The 24,163-nt window shown below is 43.4% G+C and carries 19 protein-coding genes; 9 read left to right on the forward strand and 10 right to left on the reverse strand.

Annotation, left to right across the window (positions count from 1 at the left end; genetic code table 11):
• Positions 1–212 precede the first annotated feature (212 nt).
• Complete coding sequence (locus tag RS893_RS03275) at positions 213–4,058, forward strand: caspase family protein (RefSeq protein ID WP_315789843.1); 3,846 nt, start codon at positions 213–215, stop codon at positions 4,056–4,058.
• Positions 4,059–4,171: 113 nt separating this feature from the next.
• Here RS893_RS03275 and bchE read toward each other — a convergent pair whose 3' ends face one another.
• Positions 4,172–5,755 carry a magnesium-protoporphyrin IX monomethyl ester anaerobic oxidative cyclase gene (gene bchE, locus RS893_RS03280; RefSeq protein ID WP_315789844.1) on the reverse strand — a complete coding sequence of 528 codons (1,584 nt, stop codon included), beginning with the start codon at positions 5,753–5,755 and terminating at the stop codon, positions 4,172–4,174.
• 496 nt (positions 5,756–6,251) lie between these two features.
• On the reverse strand, positions 6,252–6,752 hold the full coding sequence (msrB, locus tag RS893_RS03285) for a peptide-methionine (R)-S-oxide reductase MsrB (RefSeq protein WP_315789845.1): 501 nt from the start codon (positions 6,750–6,752) through the stop codon (positions 6,252–6,254).
• Between the two features lie 1,140 nt (positions 6,753–7,892).
• On the opposite strand from msrB, the gene RS893_RS03290 reads away from it, so the two are divergent.
• The 7 genes from RS893_RS03290 (at position 7,893) to RS893_RS03320 (ending at position 14,920) form a co-directional block, all read left to right on the forward strand.
• Positions 7,893–7,949: a DUF202 domain-containing protein gene (locus tag RS893_RS03290; protein WP_315791854.1), complete on the forward strand. Its 57-nt coding sequence runs from the start codon at positions 7,893–7,895 to the stop codon at positions 7,947–7,949.
• Between the two features lie 24 nt (positions 7,950–7,973).
• Positions 7,974–8,156, forward strand: coding sequence for a hypothetical protein (locus RS893_RS03295; RefSeq protein WP_315789846.1), 183 nt, complete (start codon positions 7,974–7,976; stop codon positions 8,154–8,156).
• Positions 8,157–8,242: 86 nt separating this feature from the next.
• On the forward strand, positions 8,243–8,653 hold the full coding sequence (locus RS893_RS03300) for a DUF1622 domain-containing protein (RefSeq protein WP_315789847.1): 411 nt from the start codon (positions 8,243–8,245) through the stop codon (positions 8,651–8,653).
• A gap of 26 nt (positions 8,654–8,679) precedes the next feature.
• Positions 8,680–9,651: a formylglycine-generating enzyme family protein gene (locus tag RS893_RS03305; RefSeq protein WP_315789848.1), complete on the forward strand. Its 972-nt coding sequence runs from the start codon at positions 8,680–8,682 to the stop codon at positions 9,649–9,651.
• Between the two features lie 163 nt (positions 9,652–9,814).
• Positions 9,815–12,154 carry an arylsulfatase gene (locus tag RS893_RS03310; RefSeq protein WP_315789849.1) on the forward strand — a complete coding sequence of 780 codons (2,340 nt, stop codon included), beginning with the start codon at positions 9,815–9,817 and terminating at the stop codon, positions 12,152–12,154.
• A gap of 107 nt (positions 12,155–12,261) precedes the next feature.
• Positions 12,262–13,266, forward strand: a complete 1,005-nt coding sequence (locus RS893_RS03315) for an HAD family hydrolase (RefSeq protein ID WP_315789850.1) — start codon at positions 12,262–12,264, stop codon at positions 13,264–13,266.
• 151 nt (positions 13,267–13,417) lie between these two features.
• Positions 13,418–14,920, forward strand: a complete 1,503-nt coding sequence (locus RS893_RS03320) for an arylsulfatase (protein WP_315789851.1) — start codon at positions 13,418–13,420, stop codon at positions 14,918–14,920.
• A 130-nt stretch (positions 14,921–15,050) separates the two neighbouring features.
• On the opposite strand, the gene RS893_RS03325 is transcribed toward RS893_RS03320, so the two are convergent.
• The 7 genes from RS893_RS03325 to RS893_RS03355 all read right to left on the reverse strand — a co-directional run bounded on the left by RS893_RS03325 (position 15,051) and on the right by RS893_RS03355 (position 20,456).
• The gene (locus RS893_RS03325; RefSeq protein ID WP_315789852.1) at positions 15,051–15,467 is read right to left on the reverse strand and encodes a YidH family protein; all 417 of its coding nucleotides are present in this window, start codon (positions 15,465–15,467) and stop codon (positions 15,051–15,053) included.
• A 55-nt stretch (positions 15,468–15,522) separates the two neighbouring features.
• Positions 15,523–15,951 (reverse strand): YidH family protein, encoded by a 429-nt coding sequence (locus tag RS893_RS03330; RefSeq protein ID WP_315789853.1) that lies wholly within the window; start codon positions 15,949–15,951, stop codon positions 15,523–15,525.
• A gap of 10 nt (positions 15,952–15,961) precedes the next feature.
• The gene (locus tag RS893_RS03335; protein WP_315789854.1) at positions 15,962–16,129 is read right to left on the reverse strand and encodes a hypothetical protein; all 168 of its coding nucleotides are present in this window, start codon (positions 16,127–16,129) and stop codon (positions 15,962–15,964) included.
• Between the two features lie 69 nt (positions 16,130–16,198).
• A complete protein-coding gene (locus RS893_RS03340; protein WP_315789855.1) occupies positions 16,199–17,128 on the reverse strand; it encodes a MarC family protein in 930 nt (309 codons plus the stop codon).
• Positions 17,129–17,291: 163 nt separating this feature from the next.
• Positions 17,292–19,046, reverse strand: a complete 1,755-nt coding sequence (locus tag RS893_RS03345; protein ID WP_315789856.1) for a mechanosensitive ion channel family protein — start codon at positions 19,044–19,046, stop codon at positions 17,292–17,294.
• A 315-nt stretch (positions 19,047–19,361) separates the two neighbouring features.
• Positions 19,362–20,243: a bile acid:sodium symporter gene (locus RS893_RS03350; protein ID WP_315789857.1), complete on the reverse strand. Its 882-nt coding sequence runs from the start codon at positions 20,241–20,243 to the stop codon at positions 19,362–19,364.
• Positions 20,244–20,456 carry a hypothetical protein gene (locus RS893_RS03355; protein ID WP_315789858.1) on the reverse strand — a complete coding sequence of 71 codons (213 nt, stop codon included), beginning with the start codon at positions 20,454–20,456 and terminating at the stop codon, positions 20,244–20,246.
• A gap of 579 nt (positions 20,457–21,035) precedes the next feature.
• Between RS893_RS03355 and RS893_RS03360 the strand changes: the two genes are divergently transcribed.
• Positions 21,036–23,003 carry a tetratricopeptide repeat protein gene (locus RS893_RS03360; protein WP_315791855.1) on the forward strand — a complete coding sequence of 656 codons (1,968 nt, stop codon included), beginning with the start codon at positions 21,036–21,038 and terminating at the stop codon, positions 23,001–23,003.
• 301 nt (positions 23,004–23,304) lie between these two features.
• Here the strand turns inward: RS893_RS03360 and RS893_RS03365 are convergent, their stop codons facing one another.
• Positions 23,305–23,598 carry a hypothetical protein gene (locus RS893_RS03365; RefSeq protein ID WP_315789859.1) on the reverse strand — a complete coding sequence of 98 codons (294 nt, stop codon included), beginning with the start codon at positions 23,596–23,598 and terminating at the stop codon, positions 23,305–23,307.
• Positions 23,599–24,163: the final 565 nt, after the last annotated feature.

Raw genomic sequence — 24,163 nt, forward strand, 5'->3', positions numbered from 1 at the left:
TTTTTGAATTTTATTTGCCTGAACCATCACTAGATTAAGACATCAAAATATTGAAAACAGCCTGACTAATAATGCTTGATGGTACAAGAAAACGGATTTATCCGTAGGGTCAATCCAAAATCTAAAACCCTCAAGAAAATGGTATAGACCGTGGGGTCAATCCAAAATCCAAAATCTAAAATCCTGTTAGCGGATGACTGAGTGGAGTAATTATGGCTAAAAACATTTACGCGCTACTAGTCGGTATTGATGAATATGATCCTGCCTCTATTCCACCTATACCATCTTTGCGGGGTTGCGTTAACGACATCAGCGCCGTAGAATCATATCTGCGGGAGCGTGTAGCTGGCGATCGCGAATGGAATTTGGTAGAACCAACCAATCAGCCTTGGATACTGCTCAATCAAAATGCCACTCGTCAGGCAATTATTGATGGCTTTCGACAACATCTGTGCAATGCTGACAGTGAAGATGTTGTACTGTTTTACTATGCTGGTCATGGCGCACAACAAAAGTCACCCCAGGAATTTTGGAGTTTAGAGCCAGACCATTTGGATGAAACTTTGGTTTGTTACGATAGTCGGACAGCAACTAGTCGAGATTTAGCCGATAAAGAAATAGCTTATCTCCTGAGTCAAGTTGCTCAAAAAAATCCTCATGTTGTCGTAATTCTCGACTGTTGTCACTCGGGTTCCGGGACTAGAGACATAGAAGTCAATGTGCGTCAGGCTCCTACAGATTATCGCGATCGCCCTTTAAGTAGCTACATTTTTGCAGAAGATAATCTAAATTTTGTCGAAGAATTACCTGCTTCTCGCAGTTTAGATAAAAAATTTACAGGAGTAGTATTACCAAAGGGTAGACACGTAATGTTATCTGCGTGTCGAGATTACGAACAGGCGAAAGAGTATAAGGCTGAAGATGGTAAATCTCGTGGTGCTTTTTCTTACTTTTTGCTACAAACCTTGGAAAAAACCAATGGTAATATCACTTATCGAGATTTAGCTAGAAATCTGAATGCTTTAATTAGTGGCAAACTTAAAGAACAATCACCACAAATTGACACCACTGACCCACAGGAGTTAAATCAGCCATTTTTAGGTGGTGCAATTCAAGAGCGCTCTCATTACTTTACTTTGACCTACAGCGAAAATGAAAATAGTTGGATAATTGATGCTGGCGCTGTTCATGGTATCCCAAAAACTACTAATGGTGGAGATACTCTCCTGGCAATTTTCCCGGCTGGTACTCCTGTTGAACAGTTAGGGGATTTAAGAAATGCTGGAGGCGAAGCACGCTTGACACAGGTGTTACCGCAACGGAGTAAAGTAGAAATTATTGATGGTAGCGATCGCTTATTGGAAAATACCAGTTATTGGGCAGTAATCACAAGCCTACCATTGCCCCCGTTAAAAGTGTATATCGACGGTCAAGCCACAGGTGTGGAATTGGCGCGTCAAACACTGGCACACACTGGTTCTTTGTATGTGCAGCAAGTTGCAACACCAGAAGATGCAGATTACCACTTGCTTGCAGATAAAAATCAATATTGGATTGTACTTCCTGCTAGTAAACGTCCTGTAGTTGCTCCCATTCCCGAACAATCAACTCAGGCTGGCTATATGCCTTACTTTGCTAACAAAGCTGTTCAGCGTTTAGAACATATTGCCCGTTGGCAAAACATTTTGCAACTCAAAAGTCCCGCGACGAGTCGCATTCAACCTGATGATATCAAAATGGAAATTATCGTCTTATCTGGACGACAAGAATCTAATTCAGGTGCGGAAATGCGGTTAGAGTATACTAATGACAATGGCGAATGGACACCACCAATTATTCAACTTAGACTTACAAATAACAGCGATAAAACCCTTTATTGCAATGTTCTCAATCTCACGGAAAACTATGGCGTGGAATTACCATTTTTTCCCGAAAAAAGTAGTATTCGCCTAGCACCAACAAGTAGTGAAAATAGTGTTAGTGTTACAAGTTTTACTGACTTGGGTTTTGTGATTCCCGATGAGTTTTTGGCACAGGGGATTACCGAATACAAAGATATATTGAAGTTGATTGTTAGCACTTCGGAATTTGATGCAAGTTTGTTAGAGCAAGATGGTTTAAACCCACCTTCAACCAAACGTTCTATTGGGGGAAGGAGTGTGCTAGAGAGTTTAATGCAGGAGACTGGCGATCGTAATGCCGTCAGGGTGAAAGCCAGAGGTAACAATGATGACTGGCTGACACAGGAAATTGCTGTCACCATCGTCCGTCCCCAAGATGCTCAAAATTTGCACAGCGATCGCCCCGTTTTATTACAAAATGGTTTAGTGGAGGTATTACCCCATCCAAGTTTGCAAGCACAAGTTAACCTGACAACTGTACCGCAAACAAGCAGAGACATAGGAAATGTCATCTTACCTCCCCTTCTACAACAATTATCTATTACCGAACCATTTCAATTCACTACCAGCCGAGCTAGTGATCCTGGCTTGAGTGGTTTAGAATTAAGTAACGTGGTAGACCACACTGTCATCACAAAAGCAGCACCTCTGAAATTACTAGTTGACCGAGAAATTGCAGACAACGAATACCTTTTACCTATAGGTTATGATGGGGAATTTTTCTTACCCTTAGGAAAAGGTAAAAAGACTCCGGATAGTAAAACAGAAATTACTATCGAAAGATTACCTGTACCAACACAAAGTAGCCGTTCTTTACAAGGTTCCATCCGCATCTTTTTTGAAAAAGTCATCTGTACCAAAGTTGGACAAACATTTGAATACCCGATTTTAGCAGCAGCAACAGTTGATGAAAACGAGCAAGTAATATATGACAAAAATATCGAATCAGTCACAGCAAAAGTTGCTCAAGCTCAGCGAATTCTTCTCTACATTCATGGTATTATTGGTGATACAGAATCTCTAGTTCCTAGTATTGAAAAAGCCACAATTACAGTAGATGGACAACAGCGTCCCATCAAAGAATTATACGACCTAGTTTTGACCTTTGATTACGAAAATCTCAATACTACCATTGAAGAAAACGCCCGACTTTTAAAACAGCGATTGCAAGCAGTCGGTTTAGGAGAAAATCACGGCAAACAGTTACATATTGTTGCTCACTCAATGGGTGGCTTGGTGTCTCGCTGGTTGATAGAACGAGAAGGCGGCCAGGAAATAGTGCAACATTTAGTCATGCTAGGTACACCCAACGCTGGTTCTCCTTGGCCTGCTGTACAAGATTTGGTATTTACAATATTGGTGTTTGGGTTGAATCAACTTGCAGCGATCGCTTGGCCTGCAAAAGTAGTAGCTAAGTTATTGGAATATCTGGAGACCAACAATTATTCCCTTGAGCAAATGCATCCAGATTCAGAATTTCTCAAACAACTAGCCCAAAATCCCGATCCTAGTGTTCACTATACAATCGTGGCAGGCGATCGCTCCCTTGTTCCCGCAGCTACAGAAACTCAACCAGAAAAACAATCAAGTCCCTTACAAAGGTTGATGTCTAAGCTTTTTGGTCAAGGTGTAGATAAAGTAGTGAACTTAGTCTTCTTTGAACAACCGAACGACATCGCTGTAACTCTCGCCAGTATCAAAAGCGTGAGTTCCAACCGTTCACCCCAGCCTCAGATACTCACACCAAATCCAGCCTGTGATCACCTCACCTATTTTAATCATCCAGCTGGGTTAGAAGCACTAGCCAAAGCGCTTTCTCAATCACTCAGTCCCAGAACTTCTCAACCACAGCTACAACTCCCAACTATGCGTCATAGTAGGGTGAATTACGAAGATATCACCATGATTATCCCACCAGGTACACCACGTGACCCCATACCCGATACTGCTCCCAGCCCATCATCAGCCAGAAATCAACCAACAGAAAATCGTTCTACGGTGAATGGCCCTGTCATCTGGGTAATTGCTTTGTTGCTAGTAGCAATTGCTGGCTTGATTATCTGGAATCGGACTCAAGAGCAAAAACCAGATAATCAGCAAAGAAAGAGTCAATTAGGTTTTGATGTGAGTTATAGCCTTGACAACAGTCGTTTTTAGTAGTCGTAGACGCGCCTTCTTCGGCTTCGGTGTAGGGTACACCGATACACACCGATGCACACAGATAGATTATGCGTGAGTGACTAAGTGGTATTTGTCTTCCCTGTTTCCTATTAATCATCATACCTCGGCAGATCATTGGGTGCGCCGCAAGCGGAAATGTTGCCTGTGAAGTTTACATCCGCCATCAATTCGGGATGTTGTTGCTGACGCTGGGCAATTTGTTCGCGGGTGAGAATCTTCGACTCATCAAAACCTAGTTCTATCTTGGTGTGTAGTCCATTGTACTTGACTCGTTTGAGATTGTAGAAGCGCTTGTTGAGAGTTGTTTGCACAAATGCCTTTAAGCAACCTAAAAGATACTTGCGTTTAAAAGGATCTTTGACAAACCAATACTCAAAGGTTTTGCGTAGGTAAAAACGGGCGTAGTTCTTCAGTACTCCTTTGAGAACATCTTCCCGTTCCATAGCCTTTGGCTTCATAATCGGAGTAACAAAGTTATATTGAGAATAATCACGAACTTCGACGCGATCGCCTAAATCTTGAAATAATTCGGAAAATGGCCAAGGTGTAAACATATTCCAGTTCACCATGTCTGCTTTCCAATCCAAGGCCATTTGATAGGTTTGTTCGATTGTTTCCGGGGTTTCGTTTTCCAAACCCATAATAAATTGAGCTTCTGTAACGATGCCGTTTTGATTTAATAGTTTGATGGCACGCTTGTTTTGTTCAATGGTGGTTTCTTTGCGGAACAAATTTAACTTTAACTGCGCTGCTGCTTCTGTGCCTAAGGAAACATGCACGAGTCCGGCTTTGCGGTAGAGTGGTAGTTCTTGCTCATCCCGCAAAATATCGGTCACCCGTGTATTAATTCCCCAGTAAACGCCTAAGTTGCGTTCTATTAGTTCGTTACACAAAGCGATAAATTTTGATTTGTTGATGGTTGGTTCTTCATCGGCAAGAATGAAAAAGCCGACTTTGTGTTTTTTCACCAAGGTTTCAATTTCATCGACGAACCTCTTGGGAGTACCAGAACGATATTTGCGCCAGAATTTCCACTGAGAACAAAAACGACAGGTGAAGGGACATCCTCTAGCATAGTTAGGAACCGCAACTCGCACATTGAGAGGGGTATAAATATATTTACTCCAGTCTAATAAACTCCAATCTGGGGTGAGGCTATCCAAATCGGCGATGGGAGGATGGGCTGGTGTGGCGACGACTTGCCCATTTTCGAGGAAAGCAATACCTAAAATATGACGGCGATCGCGCTCATCTGTACCATTAGCAATAGCTTGCAGCAAGTTAACTGTAATCTCTTCTCCTTCTCCTCGGATGATATAATCTACCCAATGTGCTTCGTTGAGAACTTCATTGTACATGTAAGTAGGGTGAACCCCACCCATAATTGTCTTAGCTTGAGGACAAACTTCTTTAACAATCTTTAAGGTTTTTTGAGATTGATAAATCATCGGCGTAATCGCCGTTGCTAGCACTACATCCGGTTGATGCTGGGCGATGATTTCAGCTAAGGCATCATCGGCAATATAATCTGTCATGGCATCCACAAAACGGATATTGCTGAAGCCAGCTGTCTTCAACGCCCCACCAACATACGGAACCCAACTAGGTGGCCAGTTTCCCGCAATTTCCGCACCTCCAGAATGATAGTTGGGTTGAATCATCATAATCCGCATAATCTGCCTCCTTATTTTTGACAGATGACAAGCAAATTAAATTGCTTTGGCAATCATTAATTACAAGTTGGAATTGATACATGAATTGCATAATCACAGTTGTTTTTCCCCTCTTAATCATTTGCTAACTAAACCATTATTCTTGATTTAGTTTTGCAACTTAATTTTTATATAACTTTAAAACGATTAATTTTGTAAAAAAAAGCAAGATTTTCAAAACTTAATCTGGAATTGGCTTTGAGCAAAAAAATGCTTGTAATAAGCATTCTTACTACAAGCAGCAAATTATCTTTGACCTTTAATGTGAATTAAAGCTGTGACAAAAATATTTTTTATCTGGCGTAGACGCTCCCTACGCGGCTTAGATGCAGGGTACACCGATGCACACAGATAAACACCGATGGACGCAGATAGATTATTCATTAACGTTCAAGTGATAATTTCAGAACTTCTTTGAACTCTGTGTCTCTCTGCGTTCAAACACACCACAGTTTTTTTATGCTTCTGGAACAAATTCCATCGCCACACCATTCATACAGTAGCGCTGACCAGTTGGTGCAGGGCCATCTTCAAATACATGACCCAAATGTCCACCACAACGGCTGCAATGCACTTCTATCCTAGTCATAAAAAATGATCTATCTACTGTTGTGCTAATTGCGCCTTCAATGGGTGCGTAAAAACTCGGCCAGCCAGTACGACTATTGAATTTGGTTTCTGATGTAAATAGTGGCTGTCCACAACCAGCACATACATATGTGCCATCAGCATAATTTTTATCTAGTGGACTTGTGCCAGCCCGTTCTGTACCATGCTTACGCAGGATACGAAACTGTTCTGGTGTTAAGGTTTTGCGCCACTCTTCCTCAGTTTTATTAATTTCAAATTTTTCACTATTTGAAGTTGCCATAAATCCTGGTCTCCTGGTTAAATAATTTGACAACCATAGCGCCCCAATGATGACGCCACCTGTTTCTAAAAGCAGTCTTCTTTTCATCTTCTATTATTTATGAAGTTTTATTAATTTAACAATGAGGCAAACCGTCTAGCTTCGATAGAGATTACGTCACTCTATCGCTACGATAAATGCCAATGCTGAAGAGAAGTTGAGACTCAACTTAAATTAATTGGAAGTCCTTGGAAAGAGGGATTAATTGCGATCGCACCCACAGCAATCAATAAGCGATCGTATTTAGGGAGTAGATCGTTCATTCTCGCTTCCTCATAAAGACACAACTGATGGCTCAATTGTTTGCGCCAGAGATTGAGCAACTTTGCGCTTCATCTAGACCGAGTAGGGAAGCCCAGCCACAATACCCACAATCGAAAGGACGATGATTACGGGAACTAATTTGTTAGTTTGCCAGACCACTAGTACCATTTCACGAAAAGCCTGATACAAATAAAGCATCAAGAATAAAACCCTAACCTGTAATATAAGCAACAATCAATGTGTTTAATGTTTCAAAATTTGCCAAATAACTTTTCTTAACTCATCTAAAGTTTCAAAGCATTCCCAAATCAAATACCTTTTAATTTCCTCCCATAACCTTTCAATTGTATTCACTTGTGTATATGGGTCGATTGAAACAAGAGAATGATATTTTCTGATATCACAAGAGTCTGGCTGAAATGAAAAGCACCATGATCTAACTGTGGATAGTAAGCCAATTGAACTGTTAAATGAAATTAGTGAGTAAACTCAAGGATACAGTTCCAGTTCTCGCTGGAGTAATTGTTTTTCCTGCAAAATCGACTTCGATCATAAATTGTTGTCGTTCACTTCCCTTGAATTTTTGTGCTGTCTTTATATATAATCACCTTTAAATGTTATCAGTTAGTTAGATCAGAAATTCTGGAGATATCAAATATATAGCAAATATAGCAAGTTAATTGTTTGTCTTAGTATCCCAGCTTTTGGATAATTTATTTTTTGGAGTACTCTAAATTATAGCTCGCTAGTAGAAATTTTTTTTGCAATCCTGCAATAGAAAGGGTTTGCTTGATAACACAAATTTGTCTTGCTGCCGTTTAATTTGTCACTGTAGATGATTCGTTATATTCTCTCAAAATCATCATGAGTTTCTTCAACGAACTCGCGAAAGAGTACAACCGAGACGCAGCTGAGCGCACCTTAATGGCGTGGATTCGCACCAGTCTATCGTTGATTAGCTTTGGGTTTAGCATTGACTAAATTGTCGCGGCTGTGCATAAAGCAATGGGCGATAAGATTAACCCTCTGAATCTCTCTCGCACTCTAGGACTTGCTTTTGTCACCATTGACGCCTTGGCATTGCTATCGGCTACCATCAGCCGTCACCAAGATCTCCAGCGTATTGAGCGAGGAAATTTTACCTATGCCTCGCACCAGTCGCTTAGTTTGTGGTGGCAATTGCCTTGATTTTAGTAGGGCTATTTGCCTTCATCAGTATTTTGGTGTGAGATCTTTTGCTGTAAATCGTGCTGAGTGGATTGAGGGAGAAAGGCATGGAATGGTTTGAACCGCTAAAAACAAGCCTGGAAGGGTTGGTGAGTGTCACTCAGTTTGTTCTAGAAATAATTTCGGTCTTGTGTGTGATTGCTGGGCTCATTAAAACAAGCCAATTGGCGATTGTTTTTGCTCGCCGCCGTCGTAATACCCCTTATCCCTTCAACAAAATTCGGCTTCGCTTCGGTATCTGGCTGGCTCTGGCATTAGAGTTTCAGCTAGGGGCTGATATTTTGGCGACCACGATCAGACCCTCATTTGAAGAATTGGCCAAGCTGGCACTGATTGCCGTCGTGCGGACGTTGCTCAACTATTTCCTTGGTAAAGAACTAGAGACTGAATATGAATTAGAAGAAAAATCGATGCTACCTACAGAATCAAGAACGACTCATGAAGATCCGATGGCTTAGAATCAGGAATTTAACTCAAACCAGTCATGACAAGCACAACCCGCAAATCTAGCAGCAATCAGCCTAAATCCCCCGGTCGTCCACCAACAAAAGACATGGTCTGGATACCTAGCGGATCATTTCAGATGGGGTCTGACCACCACTACCCAGAAGAAGCACCTGCTCACCGTGTCACCGTGGACGGTTTTTGGATGGACAAGTACACTGTCACCAACGAGCAGTTTCAAAAGTTTGTCAAAGCCACTAATTATGTCACTTTTGCGGAGAAAGCACCGAAAGCAGAAGATTATCCGGGTGCCGACCCAGCGATGCTGATGCCCTCCTCGATCGTATTTCAGAAACCGCTCCATCCTGTGGATATGCAGAACATTTGCAACTGGTGGCAATATGTTGCTGGGGCAAATTGGCGACACCCGGAAGGACCAGGCAGTTCGATCAAAGGACGCGAGAAGCATCCAGTCGTTCATGTTGCCTACGAAGACGTGGAAGCGTATGCGAAGTGGATTGGTAAGGAAATACCAACGGAAGCGGAATGGGAATTTGCGGCGCGGGGTGGACTGGACGGAGCAGAATACGTTTGGGGAAATGAATTTGCATCTAACGGGAAGATGATGGCAAATACTTGGCAAGGCGAGTTCCCCGTTCAGAATCTGCTCACCGATGGCTATGAACGAACTGCCCCTGTGGGGTCATTTCCGCCTAACGGCTATGGGCTGTATGAAATGGCGGGCAATGTCTGGGAATGGACAGCAGATTGGTATGGCGATCGCCATTTACCCGAAGCCTGTTGTGGTAGCGTCAACCCAAAAGGTGGAGCGATGGAGCAAAGCTACGATCCTAATCTGATAGAGATTCGCATTCCGCGCAAAGTCCTCAAAGGCGGTTCCTATCTCTGTGCGCCCAATTACTGCCTGCGTTATCGTCCGGCGGCGCGGATTGCTCAACCGATCGACACTAGCACGGGACATGTGGGTTTTCGGTTGCTCGTGAGACGCTAAAAAATTTAGAAGCAAAGAAAAGCTTAAATTGCAGCTTGTCAGCTATCTAATTGCAGAGTCTCCCAAGTAGGCTTGAACATCAGCAACGAGGAGCCTTCCAGGCTATGTCCTCTACGCCTCCACTTGAATTTCAACCTTTCTGGAAAATAAGGAAATCAAAACTATGCCTACCAAACCTTTTAAGGGTACAATCAAGCTTGATGTCCGTGATTCAGTTCCAGATTGGGAACCGTACACCCCTCCTCAAGCACCTGAAGGGGCACCTAATATTCTGATTATTTTGTTTGATGATACGGGTCTTGCAACCTGGTCGCCGTTTGGAGGTCGGGTCAATATGCCGACCTTACAGAAGCTGGCTGATCGGGGTTTGATCTACTCGCAATGGCATACAACCGCCCTGTGTTCACCCACCCGTTCCACCTTCCTGACGGGACGCAACCACCACCTCAACAGCATGTCTTGCATTACCGAGGGGTCACAGGGATTTCCCGGATGGAGTGGACGAATTCCGGATGAATGCGCCCCGATGGCGCATATCCTGCAAGATGCAGGCTGGAGTACCTTTTGGCTGGGTAAGGAACACCTCGTTCCTCAACAAGATATCGCTCCTGGTGCCAGCCATAAGCACTGGCCGCTTCAGATGGGGTTTGACCGCTTCTATGGCTTTTTGGGTGGCGAAACCAACCAGTGGTATCCCGACCTTGTAGAAGATAATCACTTCATTGACCAGCCTTATAGCCCAGAGGAAGGCTATCACCTATCGAAAGACCTGGCGGACAAAGCCATTGGCATGATTCGCGACCAGAAAGCCAGTAATCCATCGCGCCCCTGGTTTATGTGGTTCTGTCCGGGTGCGAACCATGCCCCGCACCATTGCCCCCAAGAATACATCGATAAGTACAAGGGCATGTTCGACGACGGTTACGATGCCTACCGAGAGTGGGTGCTACCGCGCATGATTGAAAAGGGTATTTTACCCAAAGGCACCCAACTTACCCCATTTAACCCGCTACCAGAGGATGTAGCAAACCCAGGCGATGCCGTGCGTCCCTGGGATTCCCTCAATGCTGATGAGAAAAAGCTATTTTCGCGGATGGCGGAGGTCTTTGCTGGATTCTCGGAGTATACCGATGTACAGATTGGTCGCATCATCGATTACCTAGAGCAAAGCGGTCAGATCGACAACACGTTGATCTTTTACTGCGCTGACAACGGGGCATCCGGGGAAGGTAGCCCCAATGGCTCAGTCAACGAAAACAAGTTCTTCAACAACTACCCGGACGATTTGTCTGAGAATATGAAATACCTGGATGTGCTGGGGAGTCCACAAACCTACAACCATTATCCTACGGGCTGGGCGGCGGCATTCTCAGCTCCCTTCCAGATGTTCAAGCGCTACTCCCAATATGCGGGTGGCACCTGCGACCCGCTAGTGATCTCGTGGCCCAAAGGCATCAAGGCACGGAGAGAGGTACGGCACCAATATCACCATTCCACCGATATTGTACCGACGATTTTGGATGTCTGTGGACTGGAAATGCCAAAAGTCTATCGCGGTGTAGAGCAATACCCCCTCTCTGGGGTTTCGATGCGATACACCTTTGATGCTGCACCCCATGCGCCAACCCAGAAGCAGCGACAGTATTACGCCATGCTTGGGACGCGAGGCATTTGGGAGAATGGCTGGAAGGCAGCAGCTCTCCACGCTCCCCTAGTTAGCAAGGGTCACTTCGATCAAGATCAGTGGGAACTTTACCATGTGGATGAAGATCGCTCCGAGTCTAAGAACCTGGCGAACAAGCATCCTGAAAAACTGCAAGCCTTGATTCAGGCGTGGTTTGAAGAAGCAGACAAGAACCTGGTATTGCCGCTAGACGATCGCTCTGCCAGAGAATTGTTGACTGTTGAACGGCCCTCTGACGAACCACCCCGCGATCACTACATCTACTATCCAGGTACGTCCCCCGTGCCGGAAGGGGTTGCTGTCAACACGCGCGGTCGCTCGTACAAAATTCTGGCAAATGTGGAGATCGCTGACCCCAACTGCTCCGGTGTCATTTTTGCCCACGGATCGCGCTTTGGCGGTCACTCGCTGTTCATTAAGAACCGCAAGCTTTACTACGTGTACAACTTCCTCGGCATCAAACCGGAACAGCAGTTTATTTCGCCGCAGGAACTCAGCCCTGGCAGATACACGCTGGGCATGGAGTTCACCCGCGAGGGAGCGGGACAATACCAGGAATCTTTGGGTAAGACCAAACTCTACATCAACGATCAAGTGGTGGCGGAAGGGTCGATGAAAACGCAGCCCGGTCATTTCACGCTGTCGGGGGATGGACTCTGCATTGGACGAGATAGCGGGGATGCGGTTAGCCAGGAATACCAGCAGTCTGGGGAGTTCAAGTTCACAGGAGGGACGATCGACTTTGTCGGTGTCACCGTTGAACAAACCCAGTACCTTGACCTGGAGAAGCAGGCGGCAGCCGCCCTGGCTCTTGACTAGGCACGTTTAGTCGGTTCGGCGATCACTCTCGTAAGAGAGAGCGATCGCCCATCTAATCTAAAAAAAAACAATAGAAACAACATGGCACGTCTGTAAAGGATAGTCTTTTGAAAAAACGCATTTATCTGTTGCTAACTGCATTCATGACGATCGCCGTCATTTGGCTGGCGGGGTGGACTGGCGCAACTCCAGCTCAAATGGCTCCATCTGACCCACTGCCTTCCTGGAAGGATGGCGCAACTAAGCAGGCAATCGTGGAATTTGTCACCCGCGTTACCAGTGCCAACAGTCGCGATTTTGTGCATGTGGAAGACCGGATCGCCACCTTTGATAACGACGGCACACTATGGGCAGAGCAGCCTTTGGTGCAGGGCTTGTTTGTCCTGGATAAAATCAAAGCAATGGCAGCCGCCGATCCATCTTTGCAAGGGCAGCAGCCTTATAAAGCAGTCCTGGAAAAAGATGTGGAATACTTTCGGCAGGCAGGTGAAGCGGTGATCGTAGAACTGGCAGCAATCACCCACAGCAACATTACCCAGGATCAGTTTGATACTGAAGTGCGATCATTTTTTGACACCGCAATCTATCCAAAATTTAACGTGCCTGTGACTCAAATTGTGTACAAACCGATGCGTGAGTTACTAGATTATCTGCGGGCTAACAACTTCCAAACCTGGATCTGTTCCGGTGGCGGTATTGATTTCGTGCGGCAGATCTCGCAGTCCCTCTATGGCATTCCCCCACAGCAGGTAATTGGCACTACGGGTAAAGAAGAATTTATCGAACAGGACGGTGAGTATGTCATCTGGAAATTACCAGAACTGAGTCGGATTAATGACAAGGAGGGCAAACCGATCGGCATTGATTTACACATTGGTGAACGTCCTATCTTCGCGGCAGGCAATGAGCGATCAGGTGGTGATATCGCCATGCTGAACTATTCGCAACAGCAACCGCTATCGTTTCAACTGCTGATCAATCACGATGATGGCAATCGGGAATTTGCCTACCAGGAACCAGATAATGCGTCGCTCAATGCAGCAGCAGCAAATGGCTGGCAGGTTGTCAGCATCAAAAAAGATTGGCAAACCGTGTTCTCATTTCAAGAGTAATTTCAATCACTCCTGACGCTACAACTTATTCTCTATTCTCAATTGCTACTCGGAACTCACATTGTCTGCATTCATTAACATAATTCAACCAAATCCATGAATCGTGGGAGGAAACTAACCACTTTTGCAAACAACCAAGGAGATGAAATCTATGCCGAATGGTAGACCCAACATTCTGATCATCTGGGGTGACGACATCGGTATCAGTAATCTCAGCTGCTACAGCGATGGACTAATGGGCTATCGCACTCCCAACATTGATCGCATCGCCAATGAGGGGATGCGGTTTATTCACTACTACGGTGAGCAAAGTTGTACGGCAGGTCGAGCCGCCTTTATTACCGGACAAAGTGTCTTCCGCACGGGGTTGAGCAAAGTCGGTATGCCCGGTGCGGCCCTTGGCTTTAGAGCGGAAGATCCGAGTATTGCCGAACTGTTGAAGCCGTTAGGCTATCGCACGGGTCAGTTTGGCAAAAACCACTTTGGCGATCGCGACGAACACCTGCCAACGATGCATGGGTTTGATGAATTTTTCGGCAACCTCTATCACCTGAACGCCGAGGAAGAACCAGAACTCCCCGACTATCCCAAGCCAGAGGACTTTCCTGATTTTAGAAAGAAATATGGTCCGCGTGGGGTGCTGCACTGCTGGGCCGATGGTAAAGGTGGACAACGCATTGAAGACACGGGGCCGTTAACTAAAAAACGGATGGAAACGATTGATGATGAGGTGTTGGTCAAAACCAAACGCTTTATTGACGATGCCAAAAACGTCAATGAGCCGTTTTTTATCTGGTTCAATACCACCCACATGCACTTTCGCACCCACTGCAAGCCAGAGAGCAAGGGACAGGCAGGTCGCTGGCAGTCGGAATACCACGACACCATGATCGACCATGACAAGGTGGTGGGTGACTTGCTAAATCACCTAGATGAACTGGGGCTGGCCGAAGATACGATCATAATGTACAGCACCGATAATGGCCCCCACATGAACTCCTGGCCCGATGCGGGCATGACGCCCTTCCGCAATGAGAAAAACTCCAATTGGGAAGGGGCATATCGGGTTCCAGCAATGGTGCGCTGGCCTGGTAAGATTGAAGCAGGTTCAGTTTGTAACGGTATTGTCAGCCACCTCGACTGGTTGCCCACCCTGCTAGCCGCAGCTGGAGAAACCGACATTAAGCAAAAACTGCTCGACGGTCATCAGGTGGGCAATAAAAACTTTAAAATTCACCTAGACGGCTACAACATGCTGGACTACTGGACGGGTAAAACCGATCAGAGTCCACGGGTGGAGTTCTTCTACTTTTCCGATGACGGCGACCTCACCGGGCTGCGATACGACAACTGGAAAATTGTATTCATGGAACAACGGGCAACAGGTACACTCCAAATCTGGGCAGAACCGTTTGTACCTCTGCGAGTACCCAAAATTTTCAACTTGCTGAGCGACCCTTACGAGCGCGCCGATATTACGTCTAACACTTACTATGACTGGCTACTCGACCATGCTTTCATGTTGGTGCCGGCACAGGCAATTGTAGCAGAGTTCTTGGAGACGTTTAAAGACTATCCACCGCGTCAGAAAGCTGCTAGCTTCAGCATCGATCAGGTGATGGAGAAGTTGGAAGCGGGCATTACGAGTACCTAAGAGTGTAGGCTCATCTTGGCGATCGCTCTCTTAAGCAAAAGAGCGATCGCTGTTCTATCTGACCGTTTGATTGATCGCACAGAGAAGATATCAGTTCTCTTGCAAAACAGAGGAGATTTAAAGTTGCGTATTATTGCCAGGAAATCACGGTAAAAACAGCGACTAGCGTTATCAAACCAAATAAAACGACAGAAACGATGAAGATAGATAAATTAAATATTTGCGGTGGTTTATACAAGTACTCCTCTCGCTCTAGCGATCTAACCTTAATTAGGTATGCAATCATTGCTAGAACTAACAGAAAAACGCCAAAGGCGATCACACTCAAGCCAATAATGTGAGCTAGTTGCATGTGAATGTGTAAACTATCCTCAGGAACCGACTCATTCAAGGCATTAAAAATGCGATCAAACGCGATACCAAAACCAATCACAGATAAGCAATTGTGAATCCAACTTGTCAATGTTCGTTCGGCAGCAACGCGATTGCGCTGTTTTGCCAATTCGTTAGTGGTAGAAGTCGATTTCTGGGAAGGGCTAGAACTCACGATTGACCTCTGGCTAAGCTTGATTGACAGTGGTTTTTGAGAATTGACAAACAGCCTATAGACTAATTTTTCGAGTCAATGCACTCACTAAAATTCCAATAAAGGCAAAGACAGCAATGCAAATCAGTGCGATCGCAACTATCAACGCCAAGGAGCGACGAGGAGTATAGAAATATTCCTCTTCACGCCGAATGTGAAGCAGTTCTTGTTGATGTTGGATCGTTGCCGCAATCATGGCATAAATACCCAGAGCAATGAAAGCAAGACCGAGAATGCGAGAAAGACGCACTGGATTAATATCTTGCGCCACTTGAAAACTGCGGATGGCACTAATGATCGCATCAATTCCAAAGCCAAAGCTAATGAGGGCAAGGCTAGTACGAACCCAGTCCATAAGGGTGCGCTCGGCGGCAGCTCGGTTACGCTCTTTGGCAAGTTCGGCTTGAATATTAGGTGGTTGACGATGAGGGAAGGGATCGTTCATTCTTGCTTCCTTATGAAGATACAACTAATAGCTCGATTGTTTGCGCCAGAGATTGAGCAACTTTGCGCTTCATCCACACCGAGTAGGGAAGCTCAACCACAATCCTCACAATCAAAAGGGCGACAATCACGGGAACTAATTTAGCTTGCTTGTTAATAGTTGCAATAAAAATAGCCAACACACAGTTCACAGACAGCAACAATAGCAGGATAGTTACTCCCAATGTAAGGGTATAGGAAGAAACGAGCTAAGGCTCTAACAATTGCTTGATCACAAGAACTTCAATCTCAATAGCAGACACCATCAGTTCAATTCCCAATGCTAGCTGCATAACCCCAAGCACAAACCCTAATATGCGTAGAATAACGGGTTTGATAAAAGTTATAATTTGTCTGGCTGCTAGCATACAAACCAGATTTAACCCCATCACCAGCAATAGTAACAACACAACAATACTCTGGTTGATACCGACCAGACCAGCTATGACCATCATTGTTAGAGCAATGGCAATGCCAAAGGGTGGCAAAATTGTCGGGAAAGCCAGGGGAGTAACCGCTTGCTTCAGAGAAGGTTGTTCAGGAATTTCAACTTTGGCAGGAGATGCATATTGAGCCATAACAATTTGCAGGGCTACCAAAAACAGCAGAATCCCAGCTGCAATCATTAATGCTGGTAACTGAATTCTCCAAACATTTAGGATATTCTGACCAATAATGGCCACCAGAATGATCGTGATCGTCGAGATTGCTGCACTGCGAAAAGCCAATTGTTGACGCAGTGTTTGATCTGTATTTTCAGTTAGTTGCACAAATACTGGAATGATCTTGAGTGGTCCTAAGGTGACAAAGAAAATGATGAACAAATTGAAAAATTTAAACTGGGACTCTAGGGGAAGCTTGGCAATTTTTGTGGCAATTTGCTGCTTGAAAGAGGGGGACAACACCTGGGGTTGAGACGGAGTGGAAACAGGTGTAGGTATATTTGTTACTTGGGCGATAATATGGTCATTGCACACTGATCGATCTGCTGTTGAAACCAAGTTGGTACAACCCGTCATCATCAGGTGTGGAGATGCAAATACTAGTTCGGTAAAGTTGAGCCAAATTGCTAAAAGTGCAATCCCTAGCTTGAAAAAGGGTGTGGGGGTATAAGGGTGTAGGGGTGTAGGAAGAGTCATGTTTTCATGTTTGCATTGTGGTTTTTCCCGTAATTAGCTGTCTTGAAAATAACCTCACCCCCTGCCCCTCTCAATGAGAGGGGTGTTTGAACGGACGGGGTGAGGTTTTTTATGCATAGCTGTTACATCATCGATTCCCCTCCTGCAAAGAGATTAGTTCGTTCTATTCCGAGGCTTGATCCACAGACGAAGATTGAGAATTCACAGAAGGCGAATTTGGCTTGATAAAATTGAACAGCGTCGAGAGCGGATTAACTCGAAAACCAGGAGCAGTATATTCATGAGATAGATACTCGCTGGGAATGGTGGTTTGATTGCCGTCACGAATTGCAGAGTAATGGGGTGAGCAAATTTCAATATTTGCTTCGTTACACTTATCCTGAATATTCTGGTGTAGTTCTGAATAAATTCTTTCTAACTTCATTGGATTGTTTGTGTAGGCTCTTAGCTGGTAGCTTACATAGAAGTCGTTGAGTGCTGTTTGGAACACAAATGGAAGGGGTTGCGACAAAATATCAGTAGTTGCAACAGCTGCTGCAATCAGGGTTTCATGCACAGTTCGCCAAGGAACGTCATAGCCCAAGGTTACTGTTGTGTGTACAATCACTGGGGTTCGCCGATCTTTGAGCAATGTGTTGTAGTTAATAACGTTACTTGACAACAAAGCTGAGTTGGGAATCGATACTAAAATATTATTTATGGTGCGAATCCGAGTTACTAGAAGCTGTTTCTCTTCCACAAAACCCATGACATCACCAACTTGGACACGATCGCCAATTTGAAACGCACGAGTGTACACTAACGAAAACCCTGCAACAGCATTGGTGATCGCAGTTGATGAACCGAAGGACACCAACGCGCCCAAAACAATAGAAATAGCTTGAAAAGCGGGAGAATCAGAACCTGGTAAATAAGGAAAGGCAATAGCAGTGGCTACAGCAATGATCACAAAGCTAAGTAACTGGTAAGTTGGTTTTGCCCACTCTGGATAAAACCCTTGGATGACGAGTGTCCTTCGTTCAATATTTGTAAAAATAAATTTTAAAAAAATTAAAATATAGCGAGTTAATAAGACAATCAAAGCAACTGTTAGTAATTTTGGCATATATCCTAAAAATCCGTGCCATATTGCTATTAACGCCGCTTGCAAATTAGCAAATAAACTTGCTCCGAACTGCTTTGTCTGAGGAAACAAACTCAAGACCAATGACAGATAAAAATAGAGAAGAGTTACTACACTTACGAAGTGCAAAATTCTCGTCAAGCCTTGGATAATCGCAGAAATTTGTTGAGACGATAACAGTTCAATATTTTGGATACGGATGTTAGGAATCCATTGCTCATGGTAAGTATCTAACCAGTAGTAAAACCGTGGTATAACGTTCCACAGAACAAGTAATGTTAATATTAATACAATAGTGCTAATGACAGACGTAATCACTGCACGGATTAAGTAGATGGTACTACGTTCTTTTCGATACTGGCTAATTGCATTTTTGATAGTTTGTAAGTATTGATTGGCAAGTGTTTGCTGAGTTAGCTTCACAGCTTTGGCATCTGTATCTGAAACTGCCAAAATAGCAATGTCTTGAGCATAAATGATTGTGCTTGTGCCTGCTTCTGTTTCAAGATTACTTATTCTCAATGCATCAACTGGAATGGTCTGATTATCTGCTACTTGCTGAATTCTGGAAGAAATTCCCTCTGCACGTTGATTAATTGATGGTGAAAATAACTTATCTTGAATCACAAATAACGTTTTGTCTTCCAGCTTAACAGTTACTCCTTTCGTTGGTGTCTCGCTCAAAGAAGGACTTTGAGCAAAGGTAGAAATAGGGGTGATTATAATTAACAGCGCCACAAAAATAGCGATAATAATTGCCCGAAGCAGTCGATTTATTTTTTTATGAAGTAACATGGCATATTTGTGATTTATGCGATCGCTAGTAAGTAAGCTTGTTAATTGTTTGAAACTAGTGGTTCATCGCATTAATTTTGAGTGATTTAATTAACGAACCGCAAAGTACGCAAAGTACACGAAGAAGGATAAAGAAAAACTAAGAAAAGGTTGAGTAGGAATGGGACTACCAAAGGTGCCTGTTTGCCCGTAGCTAACGTCATCGGGTAACACTAGCAAAACCAAGAACATGGCGATCGCTTTGGCAACTTGTAGAATAGGTAGATCGGTTAAAAATTTTGCAATAACACATCTCTATCCTTGGATAGATGCAATTCATCGTTGAGTCTTGCCAACTGGAATGGATGCTTGCCTTGAATCTTCAGCCCGTCGTCCTAGTTCTCCACCCATAAACATGAGGATGACAAGCATTAACAAGCTGGCTGCAAGGATGATAATTACTACGTTTGGATCGTCAAAGTTGCTTGCACCAACTAATAAAGCGGCAGAAATATTGCGCTGAGCCGTACCTAGTCCTAACACTCGCTGCGTGTCGCTACCTGGCCCACCGAGAAAGTAGCCTAAAATAAATGCAACAACAATAAAGACGGCGGAAGTAATCAGCGCACCCGTCCCAAATAGACCGATGAGCGTACGGAATTGAAGAATTAGACCGATTACCAGACCCAGCATCAACGCAAAACTAGAAGTCTGTGTCATGATTGGCTGGAGAGTGGCAGCGATCGCTTCGTAACGCGCTTTGACAAATAAGCTCAAAGCAAGCGGAACAAGCATTAAGAAAATCAGTGGCTTGGCAATATCCCAAGGGTTGACTTGCACACCTTTAAGAACCAAAGGCAGAACGATGGGCATATAGATGATAGTGCCAACCATCAACAACACCATTAATCCCACCGAAAAAGCCGTATTACCTTTTGCTACTTGGGCAAGTTTAGGTAGAAAAGGTGCGCCAGCAGCAGTTGCAAGTATGATTAGACCAACCTGAAACGGCTTGCTCAGTGGTACTACTTGCAGCAGCAAATACACCACAAGCGGCACAAGAATAAAATTTGCGACCAGAGATAGAAGGACTAAGCCGGTATTGCGGAGTGGTACGAGTATCTGACGTACAGTCAGACTCAAGCCCATGCTCAGCATACTGGCTATAACGAAAACAAGTATCGCTAACTTGGTAATGACTTGAAGGATTTCGCTCATCTAGCATCCCCCAATCGCTTGCCATTCATTTGATTTCGCTTTGGCGGTGACGACGGCTTCACTATCAACAGAGCCATTACCCGGAAGAACATAAGGCCCAGTAGACTCGCGGGGATCAACAAGTGCTTCGGTCTTAGTGGCGATCGCACCTGTCAAGAGTGTCCCCTCCAAAAATTTACGCCTGGAAACAGAGATAATTCGTCTAAATTTCATACTTTCTGCCTAGTCGAGGGTAATCATACTTCGCTTGAACAGATAGAATTTTTAATGAAATTCTCACAGCTGTTTTTTGAGCGGACATAAGGTTGTGATTTGTCCTAAAGATGTAGAACTGAACTGAAGCTTGGCTTTTATTCATGAAGCTGCGCCTAGCACTCTCGACAGTATGGAAATTACAAAGACAAAAGTTTTGTCATCCTACTGTTAATTGATATTGAAGGATTTGAATTGAAGAAGTTGGTTAGTTACAAAAGTTAAATTGCCTAATAGCAATTACCGAGCATTCAAAAATAAGAAAAATAAATTGAAATTCAATCTTTATATAGACGGCTTTATATCAGGATTTCATTAATGTTTGCCTGGTTCAATCCCAGATAAGCCAGTTAGCAGAATTTTTACTAAGCCAATTAAAGATAAGACAGTTTTACTTGGGTATTAGTTGCTGCTATTACAGTACTTGTATAACCGTTTAATCACTTGGACGGAGAGGGTCAATTAATGCAAATATGTAAATAAAAAGACCTTTAATTTCATTAGGCTATGAATACTAAGTATTTTTACACAGTTTCGTCCATGTTCATCGGTGCATCTATCATGTTGATGCAGCCACACATTGCAGTTGCCCTATCCTCTCAAGAAATAGAAAGGATAGGCAAAGAGATTACAGTACAGATTGTGGACGATCAAACTCCCCCTGCTACTGGTTCAGGAGTGATTATCAGACGTTCTGGTAATAGTTACACAGTTCTGACTGCTTATCATGTGGTTAAAGAAGGTAAAAAATATCAAGTAATTACACCTGATCAACAAAGTTATACAGTTAACAATGTCAAACACTTACAAGGTCTAGACTTGGCGTTAGTTGAGTTTAGTAGTAGCAAACCTTACAGCACTGCCAAAATCGGTGACTCTGATCTAGCTACAGCTACCACAACTGTATATGTAGGCGGGTTCCCAGCCAAAACAGCAGCCATTTCTAATCCTTACTTTTCTTTCAACAAGGGGCAGGTAAATGCTAACGGTGCAGCCCAGCGTGATGGTTATAACTTGATTTATGAAAACAAGACTCTCAATGGTATGAGTGGTGGCCCTGTACTAAATGAAAAAGGGGAATTGGTGGGTGTTCACGGTAGGGCTGATGAACAAGAAATTGGTATAGGTACAACCATTAACGTGGCTTTACAAAAGATGGTAGCAGTTGGGATAGATGTAGGAGGGCGTTCATATACCAGAAATAATACTATTCCCACTGCGCCAAAAGCTGATGATTTCTTTATCAAAGCTTACGATAGTTATCGCAATAAAGATTATCAAGGAGCGATCGCAAATTATACTGAGGCAATTCGTCTTAATCCAAGATATGCTAATGCCTACTATAACCGGGGTATAGCCCGCTCTGAGATTGGAGACAAACAAGGGGCGATTGCTGACTATACTCAAACAGTCAAGATTAACCCCAAACATGACGATGCTTACTACAACCGGGGATTAGTCTACTATGAATTAAAAAACTACCAAGCAGCGATCGCTGATTATAACGAGTCACTCAAAATTAATCCTAACGCTGAAGATGCTTACCTCAATCGAGGTTTAGCACGCTATGAATTAAAAGATACACAGGGCGCAATGGCGGATTATAACCAAGCCCTCAAGATCAATCCCAACTATGACAAAGGTTACTACAATCGGGGATTAGCCCGCTCTGCATCAGGTGATAAAAAAGGGGCACTCGCTGATTATAACCAAGCGATTAAGCTCAATCCCAACTATGACAAGGCCTATTACAATCGAGGCTTAACCCGTTACGAATTAGGAGATAAACAAGGAGAAATTGATGATTACACCCTAGCTATTAAGGTTAATCCCAATTATGCCCTTGCCTACTACAATCGGGGGATAGCTCTTTCTGAAAAAGGACAAACGCAAAAGGCACTAGATGATTTCAATCAAACTATCAAACTCAAACCCGATTACACTGATGCCTATATTTACCGGGGTTTGACTCTTTATGATTTGGGGGATAAACAAGGGGCATTCAATGACTTTAACCTGGCGATCAAGCTTAGTCCCAACTATGACAAAGCATATTATAATCGGGGCTTAACCCGCTATGAATTAGGAGACAAGCAAGGAGCCCTAACTGATTATAATCAAGCACTCAAGATTAATCCTAAATATGCTAATGCCTACCTTAACCGGGGTTTAACTCGCTCTGAATTAGGAGATAAACAAGGAGCGATCGCAGACTACAACCAAGCACTCAAGTATAAACCCGACTATGACAAAGCTTATTACAATCGAGGTATAGCCTACTTTGACTTGAAGAATTTGCAACAAGCACTTGCTGATTTCAATCAAGCTATCAAAATTAATTCCAAGTATGCCAATGCTTACTACAATCGAGCGCTGACACGTCGTGATTTAGGAGATAAAAAAGGCGCTCTGGCTGATTTTAAACAAGCCGCAGAGCTTTATCGGCAACAAAACAATAATAATTATTATGAGGATACACTCATCCAGATTAGAAAGCTGGAGCAGTAAATGATGGGGAGATGAAGAGGTAGGGAGTGTGAGGGGTAAATAACAACTAACTTTAAAACTATAAAAAATCGCTCCTTTGATCAAGGAGCGATTTTTTTGAATATCAAGGTTTTTTTAGACCCATAATCATTAAAAGCAAATTTTATTTGGACTTACCAAAGTTCTACCCACAGCTACTCACTTTTTCTACACCACAATTTAAAAAGACGAATTTAAAGGGGGCTCTGTTTTTTTACCTTGATGAATGTGTTAAATATGTTGTGCTTCCACTACTTGATTGCTTCCAACTCACTGGCAAAAGCTAATGGATCATTACCTTTACTTTTGGTTGTTCAGAAGTACAACTAACTACTTCCTCTGTGAGAGTTACAGTTTTATTTATTTCTGATATTAAAGCTGGTGTAGCATCTGGTAAACTCCAAACATCTTCCAATTTTTCCCAAGAAGGAGCAAATGGTGGTAATGCTAGAGAGCAAGCTTTCCAAGAAGCTTGTACTGGCGCTCCCAACTGTTGACACATGCCACCACGACGTCCTTCAGGCTGGTAATATCGACAATATTTACAAGCAGAAGTTAAGTATTTAATGTTTTTCATATATAGTTGCCTTCTAAGGCTTATTCACATGATCTAATTTTGCATACACATATCAATGCTGTTTTGTACCAAAAAGCATATTTATATATAGGTTATAGCGATCCCCAAGAAGGATTTTGCTTTAGATTTATTTTATTTTTGTGTTATCTTTTTCAATTATTTTGTTAACAATGTGATACATAGTAATCAAACTTTACCCAGGCTTGATTTTAGCTAAAACCATTCAGGGATCAAGGCTAAGTTGAAAGGTATTGAGGCGTAAAGACTTTAAATTTAGCCATAGGGTGTACAGTGTACAATTATTTGCCTTGTATATTTTGGCATAATTTATCAATAAAAAACGTAGCCTATATAACCTTTGAATAAATGGGTAGTTTATACCCAAAGGCAGAAGCTTAGACGATAGATTCAATGTAAATTTGATTTACAGATTTTCTACTTTTTTTCAGTCCTACAAAGAAAGTAGACAAAACTTATGTTTAGTCTGTCGGAATTCATATTCCCCAATAATGATACTGTGCCTCAAAGTAATATAGTTTTACTAGATTAACCAAAATTTCTTGCC

Source organism: Fischerella sp. JS2, assembly GCF_032393985.1.
Classification (GTDB): Bacteria; Cyanobacteriota; Cyanobacteriia; order Cyanobacteriales; family Nostocaceae; genus Fischerella.

Bases quoted from the DNA above. Each gene is read 5' to 3' on its own strand.
- RS893_RS03330 (WP_315789853.1), bottom strand. From the start codon at position 15,951: ATGAACGATCCCTTCCCTCATCGTCAACCACCTAATATTCAAGCCGAA.
- RS893_RS03275 (WP_315789843.1), top strand. From the start codon at position 213: ATGGCTAAAAACATTTACGCGCTACTAGTCGGTATTGATGAATATGAT.
- RS893_RS03350 (WP_315789857.1), bottom strand. From the start codon at position 20,243: ATGAGCGAAATCCTTCAAGTCATTACCAAGTTAGCGATACTTGTTTTC.
- bchE (WP_315789844.1), bottom strand. From the start codon at position 5,755: ATGCGGATTATGATGATTCAACCCAACTATCATTCTGGAGGTGCGGAA.
- RS893_RS03295 (WP_315789846.1), top strand. From the start codon at position 7,974: ATGGGCGATAAGATTAACCCTCTGAATCTCTCTCGCACTCTAGGACTT.
- RS893_RS03365 (WP_315789859.1), bottom strand. From the start codon at position 23,598: ATGAAAAACATTAAATACTTAACTTCTGCTTGTAAATATTGTCGATAT.
- RS893_RS03345 (WP_315789856.1), bottom strand. From the start codon at position 19,046: ATGTTACTTCATAAAAAAATAAATCGACTGCTTCGGGCAATTATTATC.
- RS893_RS03340 (WP_315789855.1), bottom strand. From the start codon at position 17,128: ATGACTCTTCCTACACCCCTACACCCTTATACCCCCACACCCTTTTTC.
- RS893_RS03305 (WP_315789848.1), top strand. From the start codon at position 8,680: ATGACAAGCACAACCCGCAAATCTAGCAGCAATCAGCCTAAATCCCCC.
- RS893_RS03300 (WP_315789847.1), top strand. From the start codon at position 8,243: ATGGAATGGTTTGAACCGCTAAAAACAAGCCTGGAAGGGTTGGTGAGT.
- RS893_RS03360 (WP_315791855.1), top strand. From the start codon at position 21,036: ATGTTCATCGGTGCATCTATCATGTTGATGCAGCCACACATTGCAGTT.
- msrB (WP_315789845.1), bottom strand. From the start codon at position 6,752: ATGAAAAGAAGACTGCTTTTAGAAACAGGTGGCGTCATCATTGGGGCG.
- RS893_RS03310 (WP_315789849.1), top strand. From the start codon at position 9,815: ATGCCTACCAAACCTTTTAAGGGTACAATCAAGCTTGATGTCCGTGAT.
- RS893_RS03320 (WP_315789851.1), top strand. From the start codon at position 13,418: ATGCCGAATGGTAGACCCAACATTCTGATCATCTGGGGTGACGACATC.
- RS893_RS03355 (WP_315789858.1), bottom strand. From the start codon at position 20,456: ATGAAATTTAGACGAATTATCTCTGTTTCCAGGCGTAAATTTTTGGAG.